General features: G+C 33.9%; 18 protein-coding genes and 3 pseudogenes. 12 read left to right on the forward strand and 9 right to left on the reverse strand.

The features are described from left to right. Window positions 1–120: 120 nt before the first annotated feature. Window positions 121–246, reverse strand: a complete 126-nt coding sequence (locus DPQ31_RS05005; RefSeq protein ID WP_000540377.1) for a YjcZ family sporulation protein — start codon at window positions 244–246, stop codon at window positions 121–123. 277 nt (window positions 247–523) lie between these two features. Here DPQ31_RS05005 and DPQ31_RS05010 point away from each other — a divergent pair, with 277 nt between their 5' ends. The 9 genes from DPQ31_RS05010 (at window position 524) to DPQ31_RS05050 (ending at window position 10,416) form a co-directional block, all read left to right on the forward strand. Next, on the forward strand, window positions 524–763 hold the full coding sequence (locus DPQ31_RS05010; protein ID WP_140158602.1) for a preprotein translocase: 240 nt from the start codon (window positions 524–526) through the stop codon (window positions 761–763). Between the two features lie 813 nt (window positions 764–1,576). Continuing rightward, window positions 1,577–3,283: an N-acetylmuramoyl-L-alanine amidase gene (locus DPQ31_RS05015; RefSeq protein ID WP_261797508.1), complete on the forward strand. Its 1,707-nt coding sequence runs from the start codon at window positions 1,577–1,579 to the stop codon at window positions 3,281–3,283. A gap of 383 nt (window positions 3,284–3,666) precedes the next feature. Continuing rightward, the gene (locus DPQ31_RS05020) at window positions 3,667–4,023 is read left to right on the forward strand and encodes a DUF4259 domain-containing protein (RefSeq protein ID WP_097958760.1); all 357 of its coding nucleotides are present in this window, start codon (window positions 3,667–3,669) and stop codon (window positions 4,021–4,023) included. 256 nt (window positions 4,024–4,279) lie between these two features. After that, window positions 4,280–5,128, forward strand: coding sequence for a BglG family transcription antiterminator LicT (gene licT, locus DPQ31_RS05025; protein WP_001219859.1), 849 nt, complete (start codon window positions 4,280–4,282; stop codon window positions 5,126–5,128). A 271-nt stretch (window positions 5,129–5,399) separates the two neighbouring features. Then, complete coding sequence (locus DPQ31_RS05030) at window positions 5,400–7,292, forward strand: beta-glucoside-specific PTS transporter subunit IIABC (RefSeq protein WP_208731633.1); 1,893 nt, start codon at window positions 5,400–5,402, stop codon at window positions 7,290–7,292. Window positions 7,293–7,387: 95 nt separating this feature from the next. Continuing rightward, entirely contained in the window at window positions 7,388–8,827 is a 1,440-nt protein-coding gene (locus tag DPQ31_RS05035) for a 6-phospho-beta-glucosidase (protein ID WP_000048730.1), read from the forward strand. A 159-nt stretch (window positions 8,828–8,986) separates the two neighbouring features. After that, a complete protein-coding gene (locus tag DPQ31_RS05040; protein WP_016090905.1) occupies window positions 8,987–9,445 on the forward strand; it encodes a MarR family winged helix-turn-helix transcriptional regulator in 459 nt (152 codons plus the stop codon). After that, the gene (gene pssA, locus DPQ31_RS05045; protein ID WP_141555981.1) at window positions 9,438–10,022 is read left to right on the forward strand and encodes a CDP-diacylglycerol--serine O-phosphatidyltransferase; all 585 of its coding nucleotides are present in this window, start codon (window positions 9,438–9,440) and stop codon (window positions 10,020–10,022) included. Before DPQ31_RS05040 ends, pssA begins: the two co-directional genes overlap by 8 nt. A 22-nt stretch (window positions 10,023–10,044) precedes the next feature. Next, a complete protein-coding gene (locus DPQ31_RS05050; protein WP_000620621.1) occupies window positions 10,045–10,416 on the forward strand; it encodes an ATP synthase subunit I in 372 nt (123 codons plus the stop codon). A 521-nt stretch (window positions 10,417–10,937) separates the two neighbouring features. Here DPQ31_RS05050 and DPQ31_RS05055 read toward each other — a convergent pair. The 6 genes and pseudogenes from DPQ31_RS05055 to DPQ31_RS29810 all read right to left on the reverse strand — a co-directional run. Beyond that, the gene (locus DPQ31_RS05055; RefSeq protein WP_000505673.1) at window positions 10,938–11,045 is read right to left on the reverse strand and encodes a YjcZ family sporulation protein; all 108 of its coding nucleotides are present in this window, start codon (window positions 11,043–11,045) and stop codon (window positions 10,938–10,940) included. A gap of 233 nt (window positions 11,046–11,278) precedes the next feature. Continuing rightward, window positions 11,279–12,172, reverse strand: coding sequence for a helix-turn-helix domain-containing protein (locus DPQ31_RS05060; RefSeq protein ID WP_208731634.1), 894 nt, complete (start codon window positions 12,170–12,172; stop codon window positions 11,279–11,281). Window positions 12,173–13,147: 975 nt separating this feature from the next. Then, a pseudogene (locus DPQ31_RS05065) lies at window positions 13,148–13,602 on the reverse strand (Branched-chain amino acid permease); the annotation flags it as partial. A gap of 657 nt (window positions 13,603–14,259) precedes the next feature. After that, window positions 14,260–15,435, reverse strand: a complete 1,176-nt coding sequence (locus DPQ31_RS05070) for an MFS transporter (RefSeq protein ID WP_208731635.1) — start codon at window positions 15,433–15,435, stop codon at window positions 14,260–14,262. 267 nt (window positions 15,436–15,702) lie between these two features. Further along, window positions 15,703–16,014, reverse strand: a complete 312-nt coding sequence (locus DPQ31_RS05075) for an ArsR/SmtB family transcription factor (protein ID WP_098132492.1) — start codon at window positions 16,012–16,014, stop codon at window positions 15,703–15,705. Between the two features lie 194 nt (window positions 16,015–16,208). Continuing rightward, a pseudogene (locus tag DPQ31_RS29810) lies at window positions 16,209–16,310 on the reverse strand (TetR family transcriptional regulator); the annotation flags it as partial. A gap of 244 nt (window positions 16,311–16,554) precedes the next feature. On the opposite strand from DPQ31_RS29810, the gene DPQ31_RS05080 reads away from it, so the two are divergent. From DPQ31_RS05080 to DPQ31_RS05090, 3 genes and pseudogenes are all read left to right on the forward strand, one after another. After that, window positions 16,555–17,172, forward strand: a complete 618-nt coding sequence (locus DPQ31_RS05080; RefSeq protein ID WP_098138391.1) for a VanZ family protein — start codon at window positions 16,555–16,557, stop codon at window positions 17,170–17,172. A gap of 216 nt (window positions 17,173–17,388) precedes the next feature. Next, window positions 17,389–18,024, forward strand: a pseudogene (locus DPQ31_RS05085) (hypothetical protein). A gap of 148 nt (window positions 18,025–18,172) precedes the next feature. Next, the gene (locus tag DPQ31_RS05090; RefSeq protein WP_098710766.1) at window positions 18,173–18,826 is read left to right on the forward strand and encodes a DUF2306 domain-containing protein; all 654 of its coding nucleotides are present in this window, start codon (window positions 18,173–18,175) and stop codon (window positions 18,824–18,826) included. 92 nt (window positions 18,827–18,918) lie between these two features. Here the strand turns inward: DPQ31_RS05090 and dhaQ are convergent, their stop codons facing one another. Further along, window positions 18,919–19,929, reverse strand: coding sequence for a DhaKLM operon coactivator DhaQ (gene dhaQ, locus DPQ31_RS05095; RefSeq protein WP_208731636.1), 1,011 nt, complete (start codon window positions 19,927–19,929; stop codon window positions 18,919–18,921). A gap of 7 nt (window positions 19,930–19,936) precedes the next feature. Beyond that, window positions 19,937–20,503: a dihydroxyacetone kinase transcriptional activator DhaS gene (gene dhaS, locus DPQ31_RS05100; RefSeq protein ID WP_000204220.1), complete on the reverse strand. Its 567-nt coding sequence runs from the start codon at window positions 20,501–20,503 to the stop codon at window positions 19,937–19,939. Window positions 20,504–20,550: the final 47 nt, after the last annotated feature.

A 20,550-nucleotide genomic window follows, 5' to 3' on the forward strand; every position in this document is an offset into this window, starting at 1 on the left:
ACAAACAATACAATGGGGGTGCACTTCATTGTGAAAGTAGCCTTTAGTGCTGGGAAATTACTATATGAAGTAATATGTATGTAGAACATAAAAAAAAGACACTCTCAAGAGTGCCTCTCCTTAGCAGCCGAATCCGCCGCCCCAACAGCTAGCTCCAACGATGATTAATAAAATAAAGAGTACAACAAGTAGGGCGAATCCGCCGCCGAAACCACAGCCTCCACCACAACTACCGCCATAACCCATATTAACTCCTCCTTCCATAATGGATTTAATTCACTTTATGTTTTTACGGATAAACTTGAGCAGGTCCCTTTGAAAAATAAAAGTACTTGGGATTTTATCCCGCATTAATGTGCAATAAAACTCCCGCCCGAAAATCCGGCTGGAGCAAAGGAGTTAGGTGGGATTCGGGCTGATTAAAGTTTCACTTTATAAGAGTTGACGAATTTATTTTTGTCACCGGTATTCCGTCGTTTACATATTGTATTTTATTCTGTGTATTGGGAGAAGGAGGATCTTTATGGCTAATTCTGAGATGATTTTACGCTTACTTACAGATTTAAAGATTGAACAGCAAGCTTTAAGAGAACAGCTGGAGAAAATGCAAACAGCTTTGACTATTCTTGAAGAAAAACCAAACACTCCTGAAGAGAAATCAACTATTATTGAAGAAAAATCAGCTGTTACAAAGCAAAGAGCTTATTCTGGACGCCCAACATCTTTTCGTGATTGGAGAGCATCAACTCAAAAGAATTCATAAAAATATAAGAAAAGAAGACATCCATTAAGGTGTCTTCTTTTCCTTGTACAATCCAAATGCGATTAGAAGGTATATCCATATTGCTTTAAAACTAAGAAGAAAATAACAATTATCGACTCCAGTTTTAGTATAGCATGTAATAATAAATAATTTAATGTAATATTGCATATATATAGATTAAATAATGTTTATTCGTATATATTTTAGTTGTCTGTTATTTCTTTTAATTCATTTATTTATATTATTTTTTGAGCGCTCCAGTAATGGGGCCTTTTTTTAGTTATTATTCATGCAGTTCGATTGCTTTACATTGAAATTTTTATGGTAGTTTTATTAAGAAATAGATTCATATCTTTTAGGGCAGAAATGAGAACTACTCAAATGCGGAATGATATACTTGAGTGGTTTTGTGTATGTAATATTATTTATAAAAGTTTACAACAATATAAATATATGACCTTTTACTTTTCTCCTATATCATATATGATATAGTCTGGGACGCCACTGCACTTATGTATATTTAGGAGAACTAGAATGAATAGGAATGATTACATTCAAAGGTTACTATTTAACGAACCTATTGTTTGAATATAAATCTAGTGTATTGAATATTTGGAATATAGAATGTATAAAACAAGAGAGAAGTTAATTTTACTAATGCATTGTAGTAAGTTTCCGAAAAATCTGTTCTTTAATTTTGGTGGTATCAGATGCATGGAATGAATGTTCTATTTCATAAATCTGGAAGTAAAAAAATCATGTATAGGGGAGGAAGGTATTACTACTAATCTAGTAAAATATACCGTAATAACTATGACAAGAAATCTAGGAAAATACGTAATTACTTTAACAACAGGACTAACTTTATTATCAACTGTGCCATTAACAACTTTAGCAGAAGAGAGTGTTAATCAACCGAATCAATTGTCAATTGCAGACGGAGAAAAAGACGCACATGTTCATGGTGATATAGAGACCGTTAAAGAAGCTAAGACAGGAAAAGTCACGGAAGCGGAAGCTTTAAAAAATATTGAAAATGCGTTTAAAGATGTAGATGGTAAAGGAGATGGAAGCTCTCGCTCTATGCAACCCAAAATGCGTAGTTCTAACCGTATAGGGTATTCAGCAGCAGACCCATCAGCAACGAAGAAAAGTGGAACAATTAGTGGAATTCCGTTTGTAGAGTGGATTATACCAGCTGGTAACACAGATATTCGACCTGCAAACCCAATGAAAGCAAAGTATATTACGATTCATGAAACAGCAAATACGGCACCGGGTGCGAATGCTGAGAGTCATGCAAAGTATTTATACAATCAAGCAACAAGCGGCACTGTTAGAACTGCTTCTTGGCATTTTACTGTAGATGATAAAGAAATTTATCAGCATCTACCAACAAATGAAAATGGCTGGCATGCAGGTGATGGTGGTACAGGTACAGGAAACAGAGAATCAATCGGTATTGAGATAGCGGTTAATCAAGATGGTGACTACAATAAAGCGGTAGAAAACGCGAAAAAATTAGTAGCGCATTTAATGAAACAAGAAGGAATCAGCGCGAGTAATTTACGACGCCATGAACAATGGAGTGGAAAGAAGTGCCCTGATATTATTATCACAAGGGGGACTTGGAATTCATTTGTAGAAGGCGCTAATGGATATCTGAATGGGGGTACTGGAACGAATCCTCCGTTAGTAGACGAAAAAGAAGATGTAGATGGTAACGAAACAAACCCAGCTGAGCCAAATATTGAGTTAGAAATCACTGGTACAAGCGTGAATGTGCGTAGTGGTGCAGGAGTGAATTATGGAGTTGTCCGCATTGCTAAGAAGGGTGAAAAATACAAAGTGTTATCTATTAAAGATGGCTGGTATGAAATCAAGAAAGGTGAGTGGGTGAAATACGATCCAAGCTGGAGTAAGCTCACTAACAATGCTCAAGATAAAGACCCTAATACAACAAAAGAAGGTTGGGTATTTAAAAATAACAATTGGTATTATACAAACAGTGATGGCAAAATGGCTACTGGTTGGAAAAATGTTGGTGGTGCATGGTATTACTTAAATAGTAGTGGTGCAATGGTAACAGGTTGGCAATCAATCGGTGGTGCATGGTATTACTTAAATAGTAGTGGTGCAATGGTAACAGGTTGGCAATCAATAGGTGGTAAATGGTATTACTTAAATAGTAGTGGTGCAATGGTAACGGGTTGGCAATCAATCGGTGGTAAATGGTACTACTTAAATGGTGAAGGTGCAATGTTAACGGGCTGGCAATCAATCGGTGGTAAATGGTACTACTTAAATGGTGAAGGTGCAATGTTAACAGGTTGGCAATCAATCGGTGGTAAATGGTACTACTTAAACGGTGAAGGTGCAATGTTAACAGGCTGGCAATCAATAGGTGGTAAATGGTACTACTTAAATGGTGAAGGTGCAATGTTAACGGGTTGGCAATCAATTGGTGGTAACAAATACTATTTTGACCAATCGGGTAGTTGGATTGAAGGAAAACTCTAAATAAGTATAGTTTGATATATTTTGTGTATAAAAGAGATAACTTCTATGAAAAAATAATGAATAGAATGTAAATAAAAAAGACACTGTAAAGTGTCTTTTTTATTTAAGTTATGCGCATTGCTTAATAAGACGCTAGTTCCTCAGTCTGACTATGAGTAACTATGTAGGGTGATTTAATTATAACATTTTAACCAGTAATGGGTCTATATGGAATTTTATCGATGGTTTTGTTTAATTATTCAGAATGATACATGTGGTAAAATATACATATTACCTATAGTAATTGTAAAATATAATGATGTATATAACTAGCCTTGTAATGAATTTCTATTATATTTAAGATTGAAATATAATAGAAAAGTACAAAGAAGGGGCTGTGGAATATGGGCGCTTGGGGAACTGGGTTATTTGATGATGATACAACTTGTGATGTGAAAGAACAGTTTATTGAGTTCTTAGAAGAAGATAATAGTGTAGAAGAAGCAACTAAGCTCATTTTAGAAGAGTATTTAGATGAGTTTGATATAGATGAAGATTTAGAGGTTATGTCTTTAGTATATATTGGTCTTGCGGCAATACAATTGGAGAAAGGGTGTCTTCAGGATGAGGTTCGCAACAATGCGATTGCATTAATTGAGCGAGGGGCTGATCTTGAGCTTTGGGAAGAAGCTGATGCAGAAGATTATGAAGAGAGAAAGAAAGTTTTAAATACATTAAAACAACAGCTGATAAACTATTAGTATATCGAAAAAGGAAAAATACTTTTTGAAATGATTAGTCTTTGTTTTCTCTTGTAAAAAAATGTTCAATAATTTATCATTGCAAACGCTTACTTGTTGTGTATAATAAAAGTAAGTTAATAAGTAAAAGGATTGTTACTGTTCGACAGGCAAAACCTAAATTGATCTAGAGGCTACGGGTGTAGTGTAGCTTTTGGAATCAGTTTAGGTTTTTTTATTACCTTTTGTGACTTTAAGAAGAAGAAGGCGGAACAATATGAGAATCCATAAAATCTTAAATAACAATGTTGTTTGTACGATGAAGGATAATGAGACAGAAGTTGTACTTATGGGCAGAGGTTTGGGGTTTCAGAAAAAAGTAGGCGATGCGATTGATGAATCTAAGATAGAAAAGACCTTTGTACTAGAAACAAGAGAATTATCAGAGAAACTCGCTAGGTTACTAACTGAAATTCCTGTAGAAAATTTAGAGATTACAGAGAGAATTATTCAGTTTGCTAAGACAGTTTTACCGGGGACTTTAAGTGATTATATTTATCTTACATTAACGGATCACTTAAGTTTCGCCTTAACTCGGCATAAAGAAGGAATGGATCTGAAAAATACTTTGCTTTGGGAGATTAAGAGATTTTATCAGAAAGAGTTTGAAATTGGTCTACAAGCTTTGAACATAATTGAAGAGGAGACTGGCTTTAGACTTTCTGAAGATGAAGCAGGGTCAATTGCCTTGCATTTCGTGAATGCGCAGCAAGGAGAGCCGGCAATGCAGCAAACGGTGGCGATGACGAAAATCGTCCAAGATATTTTAAATGTTGTAAAGTACCACTATAAGATGAACTTAGATGAAAATTCATTTAATTATAGTCGGTTCGTAACGCATTTACGATACTTTGCCCAGCGTTTAATGCAGAAGGAATTGCATTCGGCAGAGGATGATTTTTTATACGAGCAAGTGAAAAGTAAGTATGAAGAGGCATATTGTTGTACAGAAAAAATTGAAGCATACTTACAAAAAGCACATAATAGTCATCTTTCAAAAGATGAAAAAGTGTACGTAACGTTGCACATTCATCGTGTAACGAAACGCAATGAATTATGTAATTGAATAAACGGGATTGTTACTGTTTGGCAGGCAAAACCTAAATTGACTTGTAATGGAGTGATTCGTATGTATCGCGCCGTTATGGTTAGTTTAGGTTTTTTCTTTTACCCACCTCAAAATTCGGCTGAGGCAAAGAAGTTATGTGGGAGTCGGGCTGCCCGTAAATGCCCGATTGGTGAAGGCTAATAATCAGTGGGGGATGAATCCCCCCACTGATTACAGTTTCACTTTATAAAAATGATAAATGGGATGATTGTAGGGAGGAGAAATAACTATGAAGTATGAAAAATTAGCAAAGGACATACTGAAACATGTTGGCGGGAGAGAAAATATAAATAGCGTTGTACATTGTATAACTCGCTTACGATTTCAGTTAAAAGATGAGGGGAAAGCAAATACAGAAGTACTGAAAAGCATGGAAGACATTGTGACTGTTATGAAAAGCGGCGGACAATATCAAGTTGTAATTGGTAACCATGTATCCGACGTATATAAAGCGGTTATTGCTGCTGGAGGGTTTCAAGAAACAGAGGAAGAAAGTGCGAGTGAGAAGAAAAAGAGTAGTCTTATAGATATTCTTTCTAGCATTTTCACTCCCATTTTAGGAGTACTAGCTGCAACTGGGATGATTAAAGGATTTAATGCACTATTTGTAGCGTTAGGCTGGTTAAGTACGCAGTCAGGAACGTATCAAATATTAAATGCAGTTGGCGATTCATTATTTTATTTCTTCCCTATCTTCTTAGGATATACAGCAAGTAAGAAATTTGGAGGATCACCATTCATTGGTATGGCAATTGGGGGAGCGTTAGTGTATCCGGCTCTATCCGGTTTAAAAGCAAGTGAGCCATTATATACGCTATTTGCAGGAACGATGTTTGAATCACCAATTCATATTACGTTTTTAGGAATTCCAGTTATTTTAATGAACTATGCATCATCTGTTATTCCAATTATTCTTGCTACTTATTTTGGAGCGAAAGTAGAAAAGTCTTTAAAGAAAGTCATTCCAGATGTTGTGAAAACATTTGTACTACCATTCTTAACGTTACTAATCGTTGTACCAGTTACATTTCTTGTTATTGGTCCGATTGCGACGTGGGCAGGTCAATTTTTAGGACAGGCTACACTTTGGGTTTATCATTTAAGTCCATTAGTAGCAGGGATAGTACTTGGTGCTTTCTGGCAAGTGCTCGTTATTTTCGGACTTCATTGGGGAATTGTCCCGATTGGCTATAACAATTTAGCAGTGCACGGTATTGATCCTATATTAGCGCTTATATTCGCTACTTCATTTGCTCAAATTGGGGCTGTTCTTGGAGTTTGGATGAAAACGAAAGATCGGAAATTAAAAACACTTAGTATTCCAGCTTTTATTTCGGGTATTTTCGGTGTTACAGAGCCGGCGATTTATGGTGTTACACTTCCTCTTAAAAAACCGTTTATTATGAGTTGTATTGCGGGAGGAATTGGCGGCGGAATACTTGGCGTATTCGGTACGCAAGCTTATATGACAGGTGGACTTGGTATATTTGCGCTTCCAACATTCATTAGTCCGAAAGAAGGGATTACAGCTGGATTTTGGGGCGCAATTATTGCGATGGTTGTCTCTTTAATAGTAGGTTTTGTTCTTACTTATTTATTTGGTTTTACTAAAAAGAAAGATTCTACAGAATCAGCTGAAACAATTGATAAAATTGCTGCATCAAACGATGATGAAGCAATTCTGAGTCCATTTCATGGCGCCGTTATGCCACTTCAAAATATTGACGATGCTGCATTTGCATCAGGTGCGTTAGGTGAAGGGGTTGCGATTGAGCCTTCAGAAGGAAAGTTGTTTTCACCAGTTTCAGGTACGATTTCTGCACTTTTCCCGACGAATCATGCAGTAGGAATTACGGCGGATTCAGGTGCTGAAATTTTAATCCATATTGGAATGGATACTGTGAAATTAAATGGCGAATTTTTCTCCTCTCATATTGAACAAGGAGCGAGAGTAGAAAAAGGGCAATTACTTATTGAGTTTAATATAGCTGAAATTCAAAAGGCGGGTTATGTTGTGACAACACCAGTTGTTGTTACAAATTATAATAAATATAGTATTAAAAAAACTGAAGTAGAAAAGATTCAAGCTGGAGATTCCTTACTAGAGTTAGGAGTTAAATAGTAGTTACATTTCATACAGGTTCACACGAAGAAAGGTATTCTTTAAAACTTACAATGCCTTTCCTCGTTAATTCTTATATAAAGGAGTTTTTCTATATGTCTAAAGTTATTTTTCCTAAAGGATTTTTATGGGGTGGAGCAATCGCAGCCAATCAAGTTGAAGGAGCATATTTAGAAGATGGAAAAGGATTGACGGTAGTTGATCTATTGCCAACTGGTGAAAAACGTTGGGATATTATGAAGGGGAATATTCATTCCTTTACACCGGCAGAAGGGGAGTTTTATCCATCACACGAAGCGATTGATTTTTATCATCGTTATAAAGAAGATATCGCGCTGTTTGCAGAAATGGGATTTAAAGCGCTACGTGTATCTATCGCTTGGACACGTATTTTCCCAAATGGTGAAGATGAAAAGCCGAATGAAGCAGGATTACAGTTTTATGATAATTTATTTGATGAACTGTTAAAGCAGGGCATTGAACCAGTCGTTACGATGGCTCATTTTGATGTTCCTATTCATTTAGTAGAAAAGTATGGAAGCTGGAGAAGTAGAAAACTTGTCACTTTCTTTGAGACGTATGCAAAAACGATTTTTAATAGATATAAAGATAAAGTGAAATATTGGATGACATTTAACGAAATTAATATGCTTTTACATTTACCTTTCATGGGTGCAGGGCTAGCATTTAAAGAAGGTGAGAACAAAAAACAAATTCAGTATCAAGCAGCGCATCACCAACTTGTCGCAAGTGCGTTAGCTGTAAAAGCGTGTCATGAAATGATTCCAGACGCAAAAATCGGTTGTATGCTTGCTGCTGGTGCAACGTATCCATACACATGTAATCCAGACGATGTTTTTCGTGCGATGGAACAAGACCGTGAATCATTCTTCTTCATTGATGTACAAGCAAGAGGACAATATCCTGGATACGCAAAACGCTTCTTTAAAGATAACAATGTAACAATTGAAATGGAAAAAGAAGACGAGGAGATTTTAAAAGAGCATACAGTTGATTATATTGGATTTAGCTACTATTCAAGCCGAGCAACAAGTACAGATCCAGAAGTGTTAAAAAGCATAACGAGCGGGAATGTATTCGGTTCTGTTGAAAATCCATATTTGGAAAAATCAGAGTGGGGATGGACGATTGATCCGAAAGGCTTCCGTATTACAGCGAACCAACTTTACGATCGTTACCAAAAACCTTTATTTGTTGTTGAAAATGGTCTCGGTGCAATCGATCAATTAAATGGTGAAGACGAAGTGAATGATGAATACCGTATTGATTACTTGCAAAAACATATGATCGAAATGTCAGAAGCAATTCAAGATGGAGTAGATATTATCGGGTATACAAGCTGGGGCCCAATTGACCTTGTAAGTGCTTCTACTGGAGAAATGAAAAAACGTTATGGATATATATACGTTGATAAAGATAATGAAGGAAAAGGTTCATTAAAAAGATCGAAGAAAAACAGTTTCAATTGGTATAAAGAAGTAATTGAGACGAATGGTGAGAGTTTGGAGTCTTAAGTATGGAAAGGAGACATCTTAAATGATGTCTTCTTTTTTCATTGTAAATAAAGGATAGAGCTATATTTCCCTTTACACGAACATAACGGTATTATATAGTTAAGTTAAGTGAACTTAACTATATAGCGAAACGAAATAACAGCATGGAGGAAGAATGCTATGACTAGATCGTATAAAGAAGTAATTAATGAAATGAACCGGGCTTATAATGAATTTTACATTTTACTATTTCAGGAGCTAAAAGATGAGTACGGTCTTACAGGACAGCAAGAGAGCATGCTATTTCATATTAATTTAAATGAAAATACGACAGCGAATCACATTGCGACTACTTTTAATATATCGAAAAGTGCTGTGAGCCAAGTTTTATCGAAATTGGAAAAACAGAAGATGATTTCGAAACAAGTAAACCCTAATAATAAACGGGAGTATTTCCTTACGCTTGGTCCAAACGGTAGTAAGTATATAGAGCGGTTGTCTGATTTAGATGATGTATTAATTGAGAAGTACTTTTCGAAAATCGATATACATGCTTTAGAGCAAATGACCGATACGTTAACGAAAATAAATAAAGTTATATTAGAAGAAAAACAGAAGGATCTTGATTGTAATGAGTAAGAATTTAGATGAAGCAATTAGTAGAAAGGAGGAGAAGCATGTTATGAGTTACATACCAAATATGATTACGATAGCAAATTTTGTATGTGGGCTTTTGGCTATTTACGCTGTTTTCGTTCACGATATTTATTTAGGAGCAGTTTTTATTATTACAGGTATGTTATTTGATTTTTTTGATGGTATGGTCGCTCGGAAACTTGATGCTGTTTCGGAAATTGGCGGAGAGTTGGACTCGTTTGCGGATTTAGTTACCTTTGGTGTGGCACCGTCTATTCTTGCATATAGTGTCGCATTGAAAGAATTACAGTCTTTCGGGATGATATGTGCGCTTGCTTACAGTATTTGTGGCATGCTTCGGCTTGCGAGATTTAACACGCAGCAAAGCAAACTCCCGACATTTATCGGAATGCCAATACCATTCGCGGCAATGTGTCTCCTCATTTTATGCTTTTTGAATAATCCAGTTTCCGTGGCGTTTGGCACATGCGTACTCGCTTATTTAATGGTGAGCAAAATCAAATTCCCTCATTTTAAAAAAGATATATCGGAAAGCTTGAAGTCCGAAAGATGGGACTAATGAGAAAGGTAAGGAGCATTGCATGATTCGTATGGCATTAAGATCATTCAATATACAAATGTATTGTTTGCTAGGGGTGATGGTATTAGGATGGCTTATGACACCTTTTTCAGCCCAGTTTGTAGGGGGGGGCATTGGCCTTTTAGTGAGTATGTATTGCGCCTGGATTTTAGGAAGGCGTATTGAAAAGTTCGGAGACAGCATTGTGAAAAAAGAAAAAGCGCCGATGCTTGGAATGATAAATCGGTTTGCAGCCGCAATACTTGGCGCGATTATTATGTATGAAATTGAACATCATGATTTCATGTGGACATTTGCTGCTGGAATTATGGTTGGGTATTTCTTAATTATTATTAATTTAGGATATTACAGCATGAAAGATGTGAAGGAATAAAGAGTTGTGTGAATCACTAATTTGGATGACTTACATGTATAAACGTAAAAGCTTTCCTTTATGGAGAGCTTTTTTATTATAAAGAAAAGACACCCTGAGGTGCCTTTCTCCGACTTGAACCATTTTCATTTCATACGAATCTATCCGTACTACCCCTTTGTTATAAATGTAAACACACCCTATAAAACAGAATCGTTTATATACACCAGATTGTTAGTTCATAAAATAAAAGAGATTTGAGATCAGTATCGGAGTAACGCCACATCCCCTATAATAATTGATATGTTACGCCTGTCAAAAGAATCTGCTTTATAGAACGTGTCCACAATTTATATTTTACTATATTTAATATTCATTAAGTGTATTTTTTCACTAATATGTATAATTACATAAAGTTTACGGGGAAAAGAGAGTATACTTTAATATTGTGTAATAAAGATAAAGGCCACCTACGGAAATAGGGGGCCTTTTAACGTAAAAAGAAAAGACACCCATATATGAGTGTCTTTTCCGATAGTTTTTTAGCAGAAGCAAGAAGCTCCAACGATGATTAATAAAATAAATAATACAACTAATAAAGCAAAGCCTCCAGAAAATCCACAGCCGCCACAACTACCACCAAATCCCATAATAGTTCCTCCTTTTAATAAGAGGGGAAAACAAAAGGTCACTCATGTATTTTAACGGATTCAATTTACTTTATGTTTTTTACGCAATAATTGAGCAGGTCCTTTTGAAAATAAAAAAAGACACCCTAAGGTACCTTTCTCTGACTTGAACTACTTTCATTTTAATAATATCGTTGTAAGTTTAAAAACTATAGAGATTTTTCCTATGGGCTTTGTAAGTAGTTTTTACGAAATTATGAGTGTTTTTTATTTTGTATTTCAATCAATTCATCTTTAATCATTTGTATATGATGTTCTTTTTCTGTTAGTTCAAATATAAATAATGCTTTTTTCATGTTATTCACAACATCTTCTTCATCATGTTGTTTAATCTTTAATAAATACTGACCTTTTAAATAGAATAGTTCACCTAATAGGTATAAAGTGTTTAGATTAATAGCTAATTTGATGCCCTTATCAAGGTGTTTTATTGCTTCTTCATATTGATAGGTGAAGTCTAAACATTTTGCTGAATTTAAAATAATTTTTAATTTAATTTCTTTATCTCTAGGAAAATCTAACTTATTAAAATTAGTTAAACATTTTTTTAACATATTAATACTTTTTTCGTATTCTTTGTTTTCCGCATACAATATAGCAGTTGATTGCATAATATCTATTTCTCTTTCTGATAAACAATCAACATTGGTTAAAGTTAGTTTTAATGCATTATTAAGAAGAGTTAAAGCCGCTTTTGTTGAGTTATTCACACGATATATAGCAATTGCTTCATACCATATTAGAAATTGTTTATCTTCTGTTGATTGGAAATTGTTTTCGTTTTTCTCTTTTTTTACTATTTCATAAAGTTCTTTATATTGTTTTTGCTTTACACAATCTCTCATTACATATTTTACATTTTTTACGTATTTTAATTTTTTGTTTTGAGTTAGTGCAAATATATTATTTGGATCAACACCAAGTCTTTCTGATAATTGATATAACAATATGCTAGATGGATAAATCATACCTTTTTCTATCTTGCTAATTTGACTTTGTGAACATATGCCATGACATAATTCGGATTGTGATATATTTTTTTTAATTCGAAGTTCTTTAATGGTAATACCCAAATCACAAAATTCCATTTTTCCCCCTACTATTTAGCGCTTTATTAGTATAATAATATTCTCCATCCTTAATGTAATGTAAAATTAATATAGTTGCAATTATTGTTTTTTAAGGCCTTTTTATAAAAGGCTCCTTCTTCCGAATCGAACCATCATGCATAAGTGTAAAATTACATAAAGCCCACCTACGGAAATAGATGGGCCTTATTATTAGGTGTTACTACTTCATTGTACAAAAGGGAATTTGCTAGCATATCCTTAAAGTTCTTACATTGAGAAATAAAGAAAAGACACCCTAAGGTGCCTTTCTTCGACTTGAACCATCCCAATATTATTTTACCATGTTAAGTTATTTTATTCATTGAGAAATATGTTTCAAATATATATTTTATTGGGATTTTTTTATATAAGAGGCTATATTTAAACTATATGTAAGTTTTTTAATAATAATATCTTATGAAATTCTGTTTCTCCCCTTTAAATGTAACAATTTATGAGTATAAGAATATTTTTCAACTTTTAATATAATGTAAAATTAGTATGGAACTTATTTTATGAAAAAACGTTAACCGAAAGAGAGTTTGAATTGGCTATTTGAAGAAATTAATAATATCGTGTGTATTGGCTACATTCTTCCTAAATATGGTAGGATGTTCTAATAATATGGGTACACTAAGGGATAAGTCTAAAAATTCAACAACTGTGAAGTGTGAACGCATCAACAAAGCGTGGTACAAACATATGTAATAGTTTAAAGAAATTTGAAACAGTTGATGCTAAAGGTCATAAGGAAAAATTAATTAGGCCGATAGTAGATGCTGATAATTGGAATAATGATAGTACTTATAAATCCAATTAAAGCTTTTCTATTCATATTGTTTATTCCTCTCTTTTGTTGATCTACATAGTAAAAGCACTCATCCGAGTGCTATCACTTACTTCACTACTTTGTTCATAATCCCCTTATAAAGGCAATGTGAACTTTAAAAATGTTTATTGTTGATTTTTTGTTTTCAACTGTTCTTCATAAACAAACTTAGCTTTCATAAAATCGTTAGGAAAATCTTTTAATGCGTTTTTCATCATGTTCAATTCTTCTTGTGATTTTATTTCAATGCCATATAAGAAATCGTACGCTTTCGTTTGCTCACTAGCAACAAAGTTTTGAGTCATGTAATCATCTTTGAAGTCTTGCTTCGCTTTTTCCTTCACTCTATTTATTGCTTCGGTTTTGTTGCTATACTTCACTGGATTTGCAAATGAACCTGTAGATTGTTGTTGTTTAACTTCTTCTTTCTTTTCCGGTTGAGCAGCAGGTTGTTGCGTTTCTCGTTTTGATTCTTTTTTTTAGGTTGTTCTTTCTTTGCTAATTCTTCTTTTAATCTTTTCACTTTAGCATCTAGCGTTTTATTTTGCGTTTCCAATAGTGATATATCCCCTTTTAATTTATCCCGCATTAACGGGCAGTAAGACCCCCACTGATTAAAGTTTCACTTTATCAATCTCTTTAGATTTATCATCAGTTTCTTTATAAACGATATCTAATAGTATGTTGATCTTTCACATGAAAATTTAGAGCTAATACCATTCCTGTTATGATTAGTAAAATGCAAGATACAGCTGATACTCCAAATACAGCCAACGGTCCTAGAAATGGTTTTTTAACATATTTAAAAACCCCCTCAAGTATGGAACGATATACTTGAGGGGGATGGGTGATTACAATCATGCTATTAATAAGAACCCCATAAATGATAAACCATTCCACTAACAAAAAACACTAATCCTAAAACCAAAACAATTATAGCAAGTATTCCATTTTGATTATGCTCCATAAAGTAGTAGCTCCTTTGAGATTTATTTTTATCCCGCATTAACTGCCTGTAAAAACCTGATTAGTGAAGGCTAATAATCAGTGAGGGGATGAACAAAGCCCCGGCTGATTAAAGTTTCACTTTATATACAAAAAAGCCTTTAGTCGTAATTATGGCTAAAGGCTTTGAGCATTATACTTTTTAGTTTGGAAAATCTTATAAGAAGAATAACCTGTATGTTATATAGAGAAGAATTTATAATATTTTTATCAAATTTGGAACTGTAATGTACTAGCTTGATAATGAAGCTGGACTATTAGAATTGAAAAATTTTAGTTTTATTATAATTAATAGAAAGGAAAGTAGTGTGAATAGAAATCCACTCCAAATAAGTTGGTGAATACCTAAGTTTGAAATGAACCAGCCTCCAATAGTTGTTCCTAAAGTAATTCCGAGATTTGAGAATGAAACGAATAGGCTATTACCAAATTCAGGTGCTTCTTTTGCTTCACTTATTAACCATGTTTGACCAACAATTAATCCGCCAGCATGTACGATTCCCCAAATGAATACCATAAAAATCATTGGAACAAGGTAGGAACCTAAATAATAAACCAATATGTAAACGATAGAATATAAAATAGGGAAGGATAGTACTGTATTTACTATACTTTTTTGCAGGAGACTACCAAATAAATGATTACCTAAAATCATAACTATACCAAATATGAATAGCATAATACTGATGAGAGATCCATTCATGGAAGTTACTGTTGCAAGGTATTCAGCGAAGTAGCTGTATACGGAAAACATGGCTGCAAAAAGGAATGTGACGGTTAAAATATTTAACCATAATCCTGGTTTGCCGAGTATACGAATTTGTTTGCCGAAAGACATTTTTTCTGTAACAGGCATAGAAGGAAGGTAGATTAGTATTCCAATGAATGCAAGAGTGTTAACGAATGCTCCGAATAAGAAAGCAATTTCTAGTGAAAATTGGTCTGCAAGGTAAGAGGTTAATGGTACGCCTAGAGCAAAACCAACTGTAATTCCCATGAAAACTTTTGTAACGGCTTGACCACTTTTCTCAGGAGGGACAAGTTTAGCAGCTGTTACAAGAGCGATTGAAAAGAAGAGTGGATGAAGTGCAGCCGGTAAAATACGAAAAATAAGCATGATTTCAAATTGTGTTGTATAAGCGTAGATTATATTTGAAATAACAAATGTAAAAATTGCTGTTAATAAAATTATTTTGCGATTAATCCCAGAGACGAGCAAAATTAGAAACGGACCAGAAATAGCAACAACTAGTGCGAATATACTTACTAAAAATCCTGCTTGTGCAGTTGAAATGCCGAATTTCTGAGTGATTTGTGGTAATACACCGACAATACCCATTTCGGTAGTAATAATTCCGAACACACCTATTGCGAGTGTCAGAATAAGTAAAGGATTTACTTTTTTCATTTATAAAACTCTCCATTCGTACTAGTATTTTGAAAGTAAATTCATTAACAAAGAAGCATTATTGCAAGCATGATTGGATGTCAATATTATTAGGACTATGTAATTTGAAATACAATAACAGATATCTAAATAACTAGATATGATGTGTTAAAAAAATTTCTCCTTTCCATGTTTCTTGCTTTTATAGGTAGTGCAATTTTATAAAAAAAGCAGAATGTGTGAAGGCTAATAATCAATTGGTATGCTAATTGATTATTAGCTTTCACTTTATAATTCATTTTGGACGTATTCAGAAAACTCTTGTATTGTTTTTTCATTTCGACGATAGTAAGTCCATTTTCCAATTCGGTCAGAGTCTAGTAGTCCTGCCTTTTTCATAGTTAATAAATAACTAGAAATAACCGATTGGGCTAAACCAGTTTTAAGCTGGATATCTCCTACACATACTCCAACTTGAAAGTTAAGGCCTTGCTCTAGATAAGGTTTTTCATCGAAATGGTTTTCTGGATTTTTCAACCATGATAAAATTTGACATCTTGTTTCATTTGACAATGCTTTATAAATTAATAAAGGTTCCATAAGGATATTATATCTACTTTTATAGATTTGTAAATGGGTTTTAGTGATTTTAAGGGAAGAAGGTATAGTTGATCCCTTTGAATAGGCATAAGGTGTTCTTGATCTGTACTCTTTGTAAAGGACATTCTAAAAAAAGTTAGGTAACCTAAAAAAGATGATTTCTGTATGCAAACAGGAGTCATCTTCTTTAAATTCTATTGATAGCAAGAGTGATTATAGTACGTCATATATTTCTTAATTTCATGTTTTAACTGAACAAACGATTCACATGATTTTATATATGTTTCATCGATTAAAGTACTACGAGGATTACGTGCAAAAATGATAATCTTGTTACGTTCAAGCATGTTGTTGCCTAGCTATCAATGGCGGATTCCTAAGAAGAGTAATAATAAAACCCAACTGAAGATTTAAGAAAAATTTTATGTTTCCCCCACTTTTTATTTTAAAAGTTTTTCCTATCCTATAAATGAGTTACATCAAGAAGGATACTAAAAACGACAAATTCATAGATGAAAATGTAAAGTTAGGGGATTCTACATGCATACAGGAGTTTTGATTAGTTATTTGTATACGTATTTTTTTACGATTATTTTTTGTATTGTGTTTCAAATTGGATTTTATTTTAAAACGAAAAGAACTATATCTATTTGGCATTTTCTATGGGTGTATGTTTTTCTGTTTTACCTTTCGCTAGTGTATGGGGTGACGCAGATCGCGACTGTATGGGATATAAGTAGAAATGAAACGTGGATTCGTGTAAGTCAAATTAACTTGACTTTATTTGATACTGCAGGTAGTACTGCATACCTTTTGAACATTGTACTGTTTATGCCGTTAGGTTTTTTATTACCGACTATTTGGCCGCAGTTTAGAAAAATGAAAAATACTATATATGCGGGATTCTTTTTTTCACTTGCAATTGAGTTAAGTCAATTACTAAATAGTAGAATTACAGATATTGATGATGTATTTACGAATACTCTCGGGGCGATTATTGGGTATGTATTATATAGAGTTTTATTTAAAATGATATTTACAAGAGAAGAAAAAAAGTTTGATACCAACTCTTCTTTAGTCATAAAATACGAGGCTGTTTTTTGTTTAGTGTGTTCATTTGTAGGTATGATGTTCATTTATTATCCTGGGGACCTGTAACCCTTCAATGAGATACGATCTCGTTTATCACGTAAACGCCCGATTGGTGAAGGCTAATAATCAGTGGGGGATGAACAAAACCCTCACTGATTAAAGTTTCACTTTATAAAATGATTCTAGTTTTCCTCGCTTAAACAGGGTAAAATGTGAATAATTAATCGCTTTTTCTAACTTAATAGATGCAGTTTATGTATTACATGATAGGTAGGTGTAAATGTGTTAAGTGTTCAATTATCTCAATACTTACTAAAAGGGCCTCAACCAGCTCTTCATACAGATGAAAAACGAGTATATATGTTAAAAGATGAAGGGTTATCACCGTATCCTATTTATTTAAATCACCCTATTATGATAGGAGTGGGAACGAATTGGAATCAGCATACAGGATTCGAAGAAATCATTAAAGGATTTATGGGTACACATAACAAATTTCCTATGTATATGTTATTTGAAACTTATTTATGTAGAGACTTTATTGAAGGATTTTTAGAAGAGAATAAACTTCATTTTGAGCTAGTTTTTACTAATAAGAAAAAGGATACGAACTTTTTTAAAGTGTGCATTACCAATAGTGATGATATAACCACACTTATGAAGTATTTCTTCCAATCAGCACAAGATTCTCTCTATACGCTATTAAGCTATTCAGCAGACTGTAAGATGATCAGTAATCGTACTGGTGGGATTGAAATAAAAGCGGACAGTTTCTATCCAAGCTTTTCATTTATGTATGATGCGCAATAATTATTTATTATTGGTGGAGAAGAAAAATGGTCTGATATCCATTATATAAAAAGATTTTTCCATTTTGAGCAGATTACAGATGATCTGACTATTGATTTAAGAAAATGAGAGATGAGAAGGAATAGATGAGTAAACCCTCAAGTATAGAACGATATACCTGAGGGTTTTTATGTATGAAGAAGGCTTTTCTATTTTTCCCTAGAATGAACAGTAATGAATAATCTAATTCCTTAATGTAATAAGGAGGCAGTAAAATTTGAACAGGAAAATTTGGTTTGTATTTACTTTTTTTGCTCTTTTAGTAGCTGGCTATGTTGTTGTCCAATATTTTATTATGGATGGATTTCAAACAGGGCTTGTAAAAGTGAAGCTTATGTTTGGATCTAAATTAAGTGCGTTCTGGTATATGATGCTATTTATACATATTACAACCAGTATAGTAGCATTAGTAATTGGTCCTTTTACATTATCCACTAAATTTAGAGAAAGGAATATCAGCCGTCATCGAATAATTGGGAGAATCTATCTGGTTGGTGTATTATTAGGAGGCGTTTCTGGACTATATCTATCCTTTTATGCTACGGGAGGATTGGTAGCGAAGCTAGGTTTTGGTTTGTTATCTGTATTCTGGCTAACATCAGCATATGAAGCGTTACATAGAGTTAAGAATAAAAAAATTAAAGAGCATCGGAATTGGATGATTAGAAATTATTCTTTAACTTTTGGAGCAGTTACATTAAGAATTTGGCTACCTTTGTTTATAGTTCTATTTGGAATAGAGCGGTTTGAACTTAGTTACGCTATTATTGCTTGGTTAGCGTGGGTACCTAATTTACTTGTTGCAGAATTGTTCATAAGAAAAAGATTTAATAAAGGAAAATACGAGGAAAATGAGGATTTACATTTTTAATGTAAATTTGCTGTCATATTGAGGGCAGAATTTTTTTAATAGCTGAATTTCGTACAAAAATAGGATGGCCAATTGAAGCCATCCTATTTGTATTACCAACTAGCAGTTTCCGTATTTTCTTTCAACCACTTCACCCAATCCAAATCCTCTACCTTAAGCAAACTGAGCGAAACACCCTTCATATCTAAAGAAGTTAGCAGTGTACCGACTTTTACGAACTTCACTTGTAATCCCTCCAGCTCACATAAACGGCGAATATCATTTGCGAAAATGTATTGTTCCATTAGTGGAGTTGCGCCGAGTCCATTAATGAGAATAGCGAAATTGTCTCCTTTTCTCCAGCGGTAAATACTTTTTAGTTTGTTCATCAGTTCGATCGCCAATATTTCAGAAGAGGATAGCGATTCTTTACGGTAACCTTGTTCACCGTGGATACCGACGCCGTAAAAGACTTCATCTTCGTTTAATGAGAAGGAAGCTTTTCCTTGTACTGGATCGTTTGCAGGTGAAAGGGCGACTCCTAATGTGTGTAAGTTTTCGGTGATAGAACGGCCAATTGCTGTTAGTTCTTCTAAAGAATGACCTTCAAGAGCAGCCGCACCAAGTATTTTTTGAACGAAAACAGTGCCAGCGACGCCGCGTCTTCTTTTATTAAAAGAAGCATCATCTTCAATTGAAACGTCGTCATTTACGATGATGTGGTCAATTTGTCTTCCTTCTTCTTTAGTGATTTGCTTTGCCGTTAAAAAGTTCTCAACGTCATCTTTAAAGTTTTTAATGATGAATAAAATACTTTTCTCCTTTGGTATTAAGCGAGTTGCTGCCACGATTTGTTCGACTGTAGGCGGAGTGAAGATACTTCCGTTAACTGCCGCCGTAAGCATTCCTTTTCCTACATAACCAATATCAGCAGGTTCATGTCCGCTACCACCGCCGCTTATAATAGCGACGTCTTGCTTCAGTTTTTCGATATCTTTTACATAAATGATGTTGTTTGTTTCGTCGTAATTCACTTTGTCGTTATGTTCAAAATAAAAGCCATGCAGCATATCTTGAACGATATGTTGTACATCATTCATAATCTTTTTCATTGCTTTTGCCACCCTTTAATTACTTTGCTGATTGCTCCAGTAATAGTAGTAATTGATTGTTGATCATATTTTTCATGAGAGAAGACATAATGGAAGGATCTACTTCGCATTTGCTTTCAATCCAATCCTTTATCGTTCCAACGAAGCCGTGACTATAAAAGGAGGCAATCGTATTTTTTGTCTCGTCAGAAAGGCTGAATCCACAGCTCACGGATAGTTCATCAATAATCTTCATATATAAGTTTTTCGTATGCTCAAATAAATAGTGATTAAACGAGTTTTGTTCAATGACTTTAAAAGCATTTCGGTAAAATTTTTGATTTTCATAAAAGTAATCAAATAATAAATCGAAAATGTTTTCCCACGTTTCATAGTCGAGAAAGTCGATAATGTTTTCTTTCGTTTCTTCTCTATAAATCCAGCTTAATAGTTCAAATTTATCTTTAAAATGATAATAAAAAGTTTGTCTACGCATTTGACAGTGTAACATAATATCGCTTACTGATATTTTATGAAACGACTCTGTTTCCATTAAATATTTCAATGAGTTCGCGATTATCTTTTTAGAAATTATAGAAGAGGTCATCTGAATCATCCCTAGAATGTTATTAATATAAAAATCCTATCTATAAA

Source organism: Bacillus sp. COPE52, from assembly GCF_003355115.1.
In the GTDB taxonomy this organism is placed as follows: Bacteria; Bacillota; Bacilli; order Bacillales; family Bacillaceae_G; genus Bacillus_A; species Bacillus_A toyonensis.

Excerpts from the sequence above, each read along its gene's own strand:
- DPQ31_RS05005 (WP_000540377.1), bottom strand. The coding sequence starts at position 246 with ATGGGTTATGGCGGTAGTTGTGGTGGAGGCTGTGGTTTCGGCGGCGGA.
- DPQ31_RS05010 (WP_140158602.1), top strand. The coding sequence starts at position 524 with ATGGCTAATTCTGAGATGATTTTACGCTTACTTACAGATTTAAAGATT.
- DPQ31_RS05015 (WP_261797508.1), top strand. The coding sequence starts at position 1,577 with ATGACAAGAAATCTAGGAAAATACGTAATTACTTTAACAACAGGACTA.
- DPQ31_RS05020 (WP_097958760.1), top strand. The coding sequence starts at position 3,667 with ATGGGCGCTTGGGGAACTGGGTTATTTGATGATGATACAACTTGTGAT.
- licT (WP_001219859.1), top strand. The coding sequence starts at position 4,280 with ATGAGAATCCATAAAATCTTAAATAACAATGTTGTTTGTACGATGAAG.
- DPQ31_RS05030 (WP_208731633.1), top strand. The coding sequence starts at position 5,400 with ATGAAGTATGAAAAATTAGCAAAGGACATACTGAAACATGTTGGCGGG.
- DPQ31_RS05035 (WP_000048730.1), top strand. The coding sequence starts at position 7,388 with ATGTCTAAAGTTATTTTTCCTAAAGGATTTTTATGGGGTGGAGCAATC.
- DPQ31_RS05040 (WP_016090905.1), top strand. The coding sequence starts at position 8,987 with ATGACTAGATCGTATAAAGAAGTAATTAATGAAATGAACCGGGCTTAT.
- pssA (WP_141555981.1), top strand. The coding sequence starts at position 9,438 with ATGAGTAAGAATTTAGATGAAGCAATTAGTAGAAAGGAGGAGAAGCAT.
- DPQ31_RS05050 (WP_000620621.1), top strand. The coding sequence starts at position 10,045 with ATGATTCGTATGGCATTAAGATCATTCAATATACAAATGTATTGTTTG.
- DPQ31_RS05055 (WP_000505673.1), bottom strand. The coding sequence starts at position 11,045 with ATGGGATTTGGTGGTAGTTGTGGCGGCTGTGGATTTTCTGGAGGCTTT.
- DPQ31_RS05060 (WP_208731634.1), bottom strand. The coding sequence starts at position 12,172 with ATGGAATTTTGTGATTTGGGTATTACCATTAAAGAACTTCGAATTAAA.
- DPQ31_RS05070 (WP_208731635.1), bottom strand. The coding sequence starts at position 15,435 with ATGAAAAAAGTAAATCCTTTACTTATTCTGACACTCGCAATAGGTGTG.
- DPQ31_RS05075 (WP_098132492.1), bottom strand. The coding sequence starts at position 16,014 with ATGGAACCTTTATTAATTTATAAAGCATTGTCAAATGAAACAAGATGT.
- DPQ31_RS05080 (WP_098138391.1), top strand. The coding sequence starts at position 16,555 with ATGCATACAGGAGTTTTGATTAGTTATTTGTATACGTATTTTTTTACG.
- dhaS (WP_000204220.1), bottom strand. The coding sequence starts at position 20,503 with ATGACCTCTTCTATAATTTCTAAAAAGATAATCGCGAACTCATTGAAA.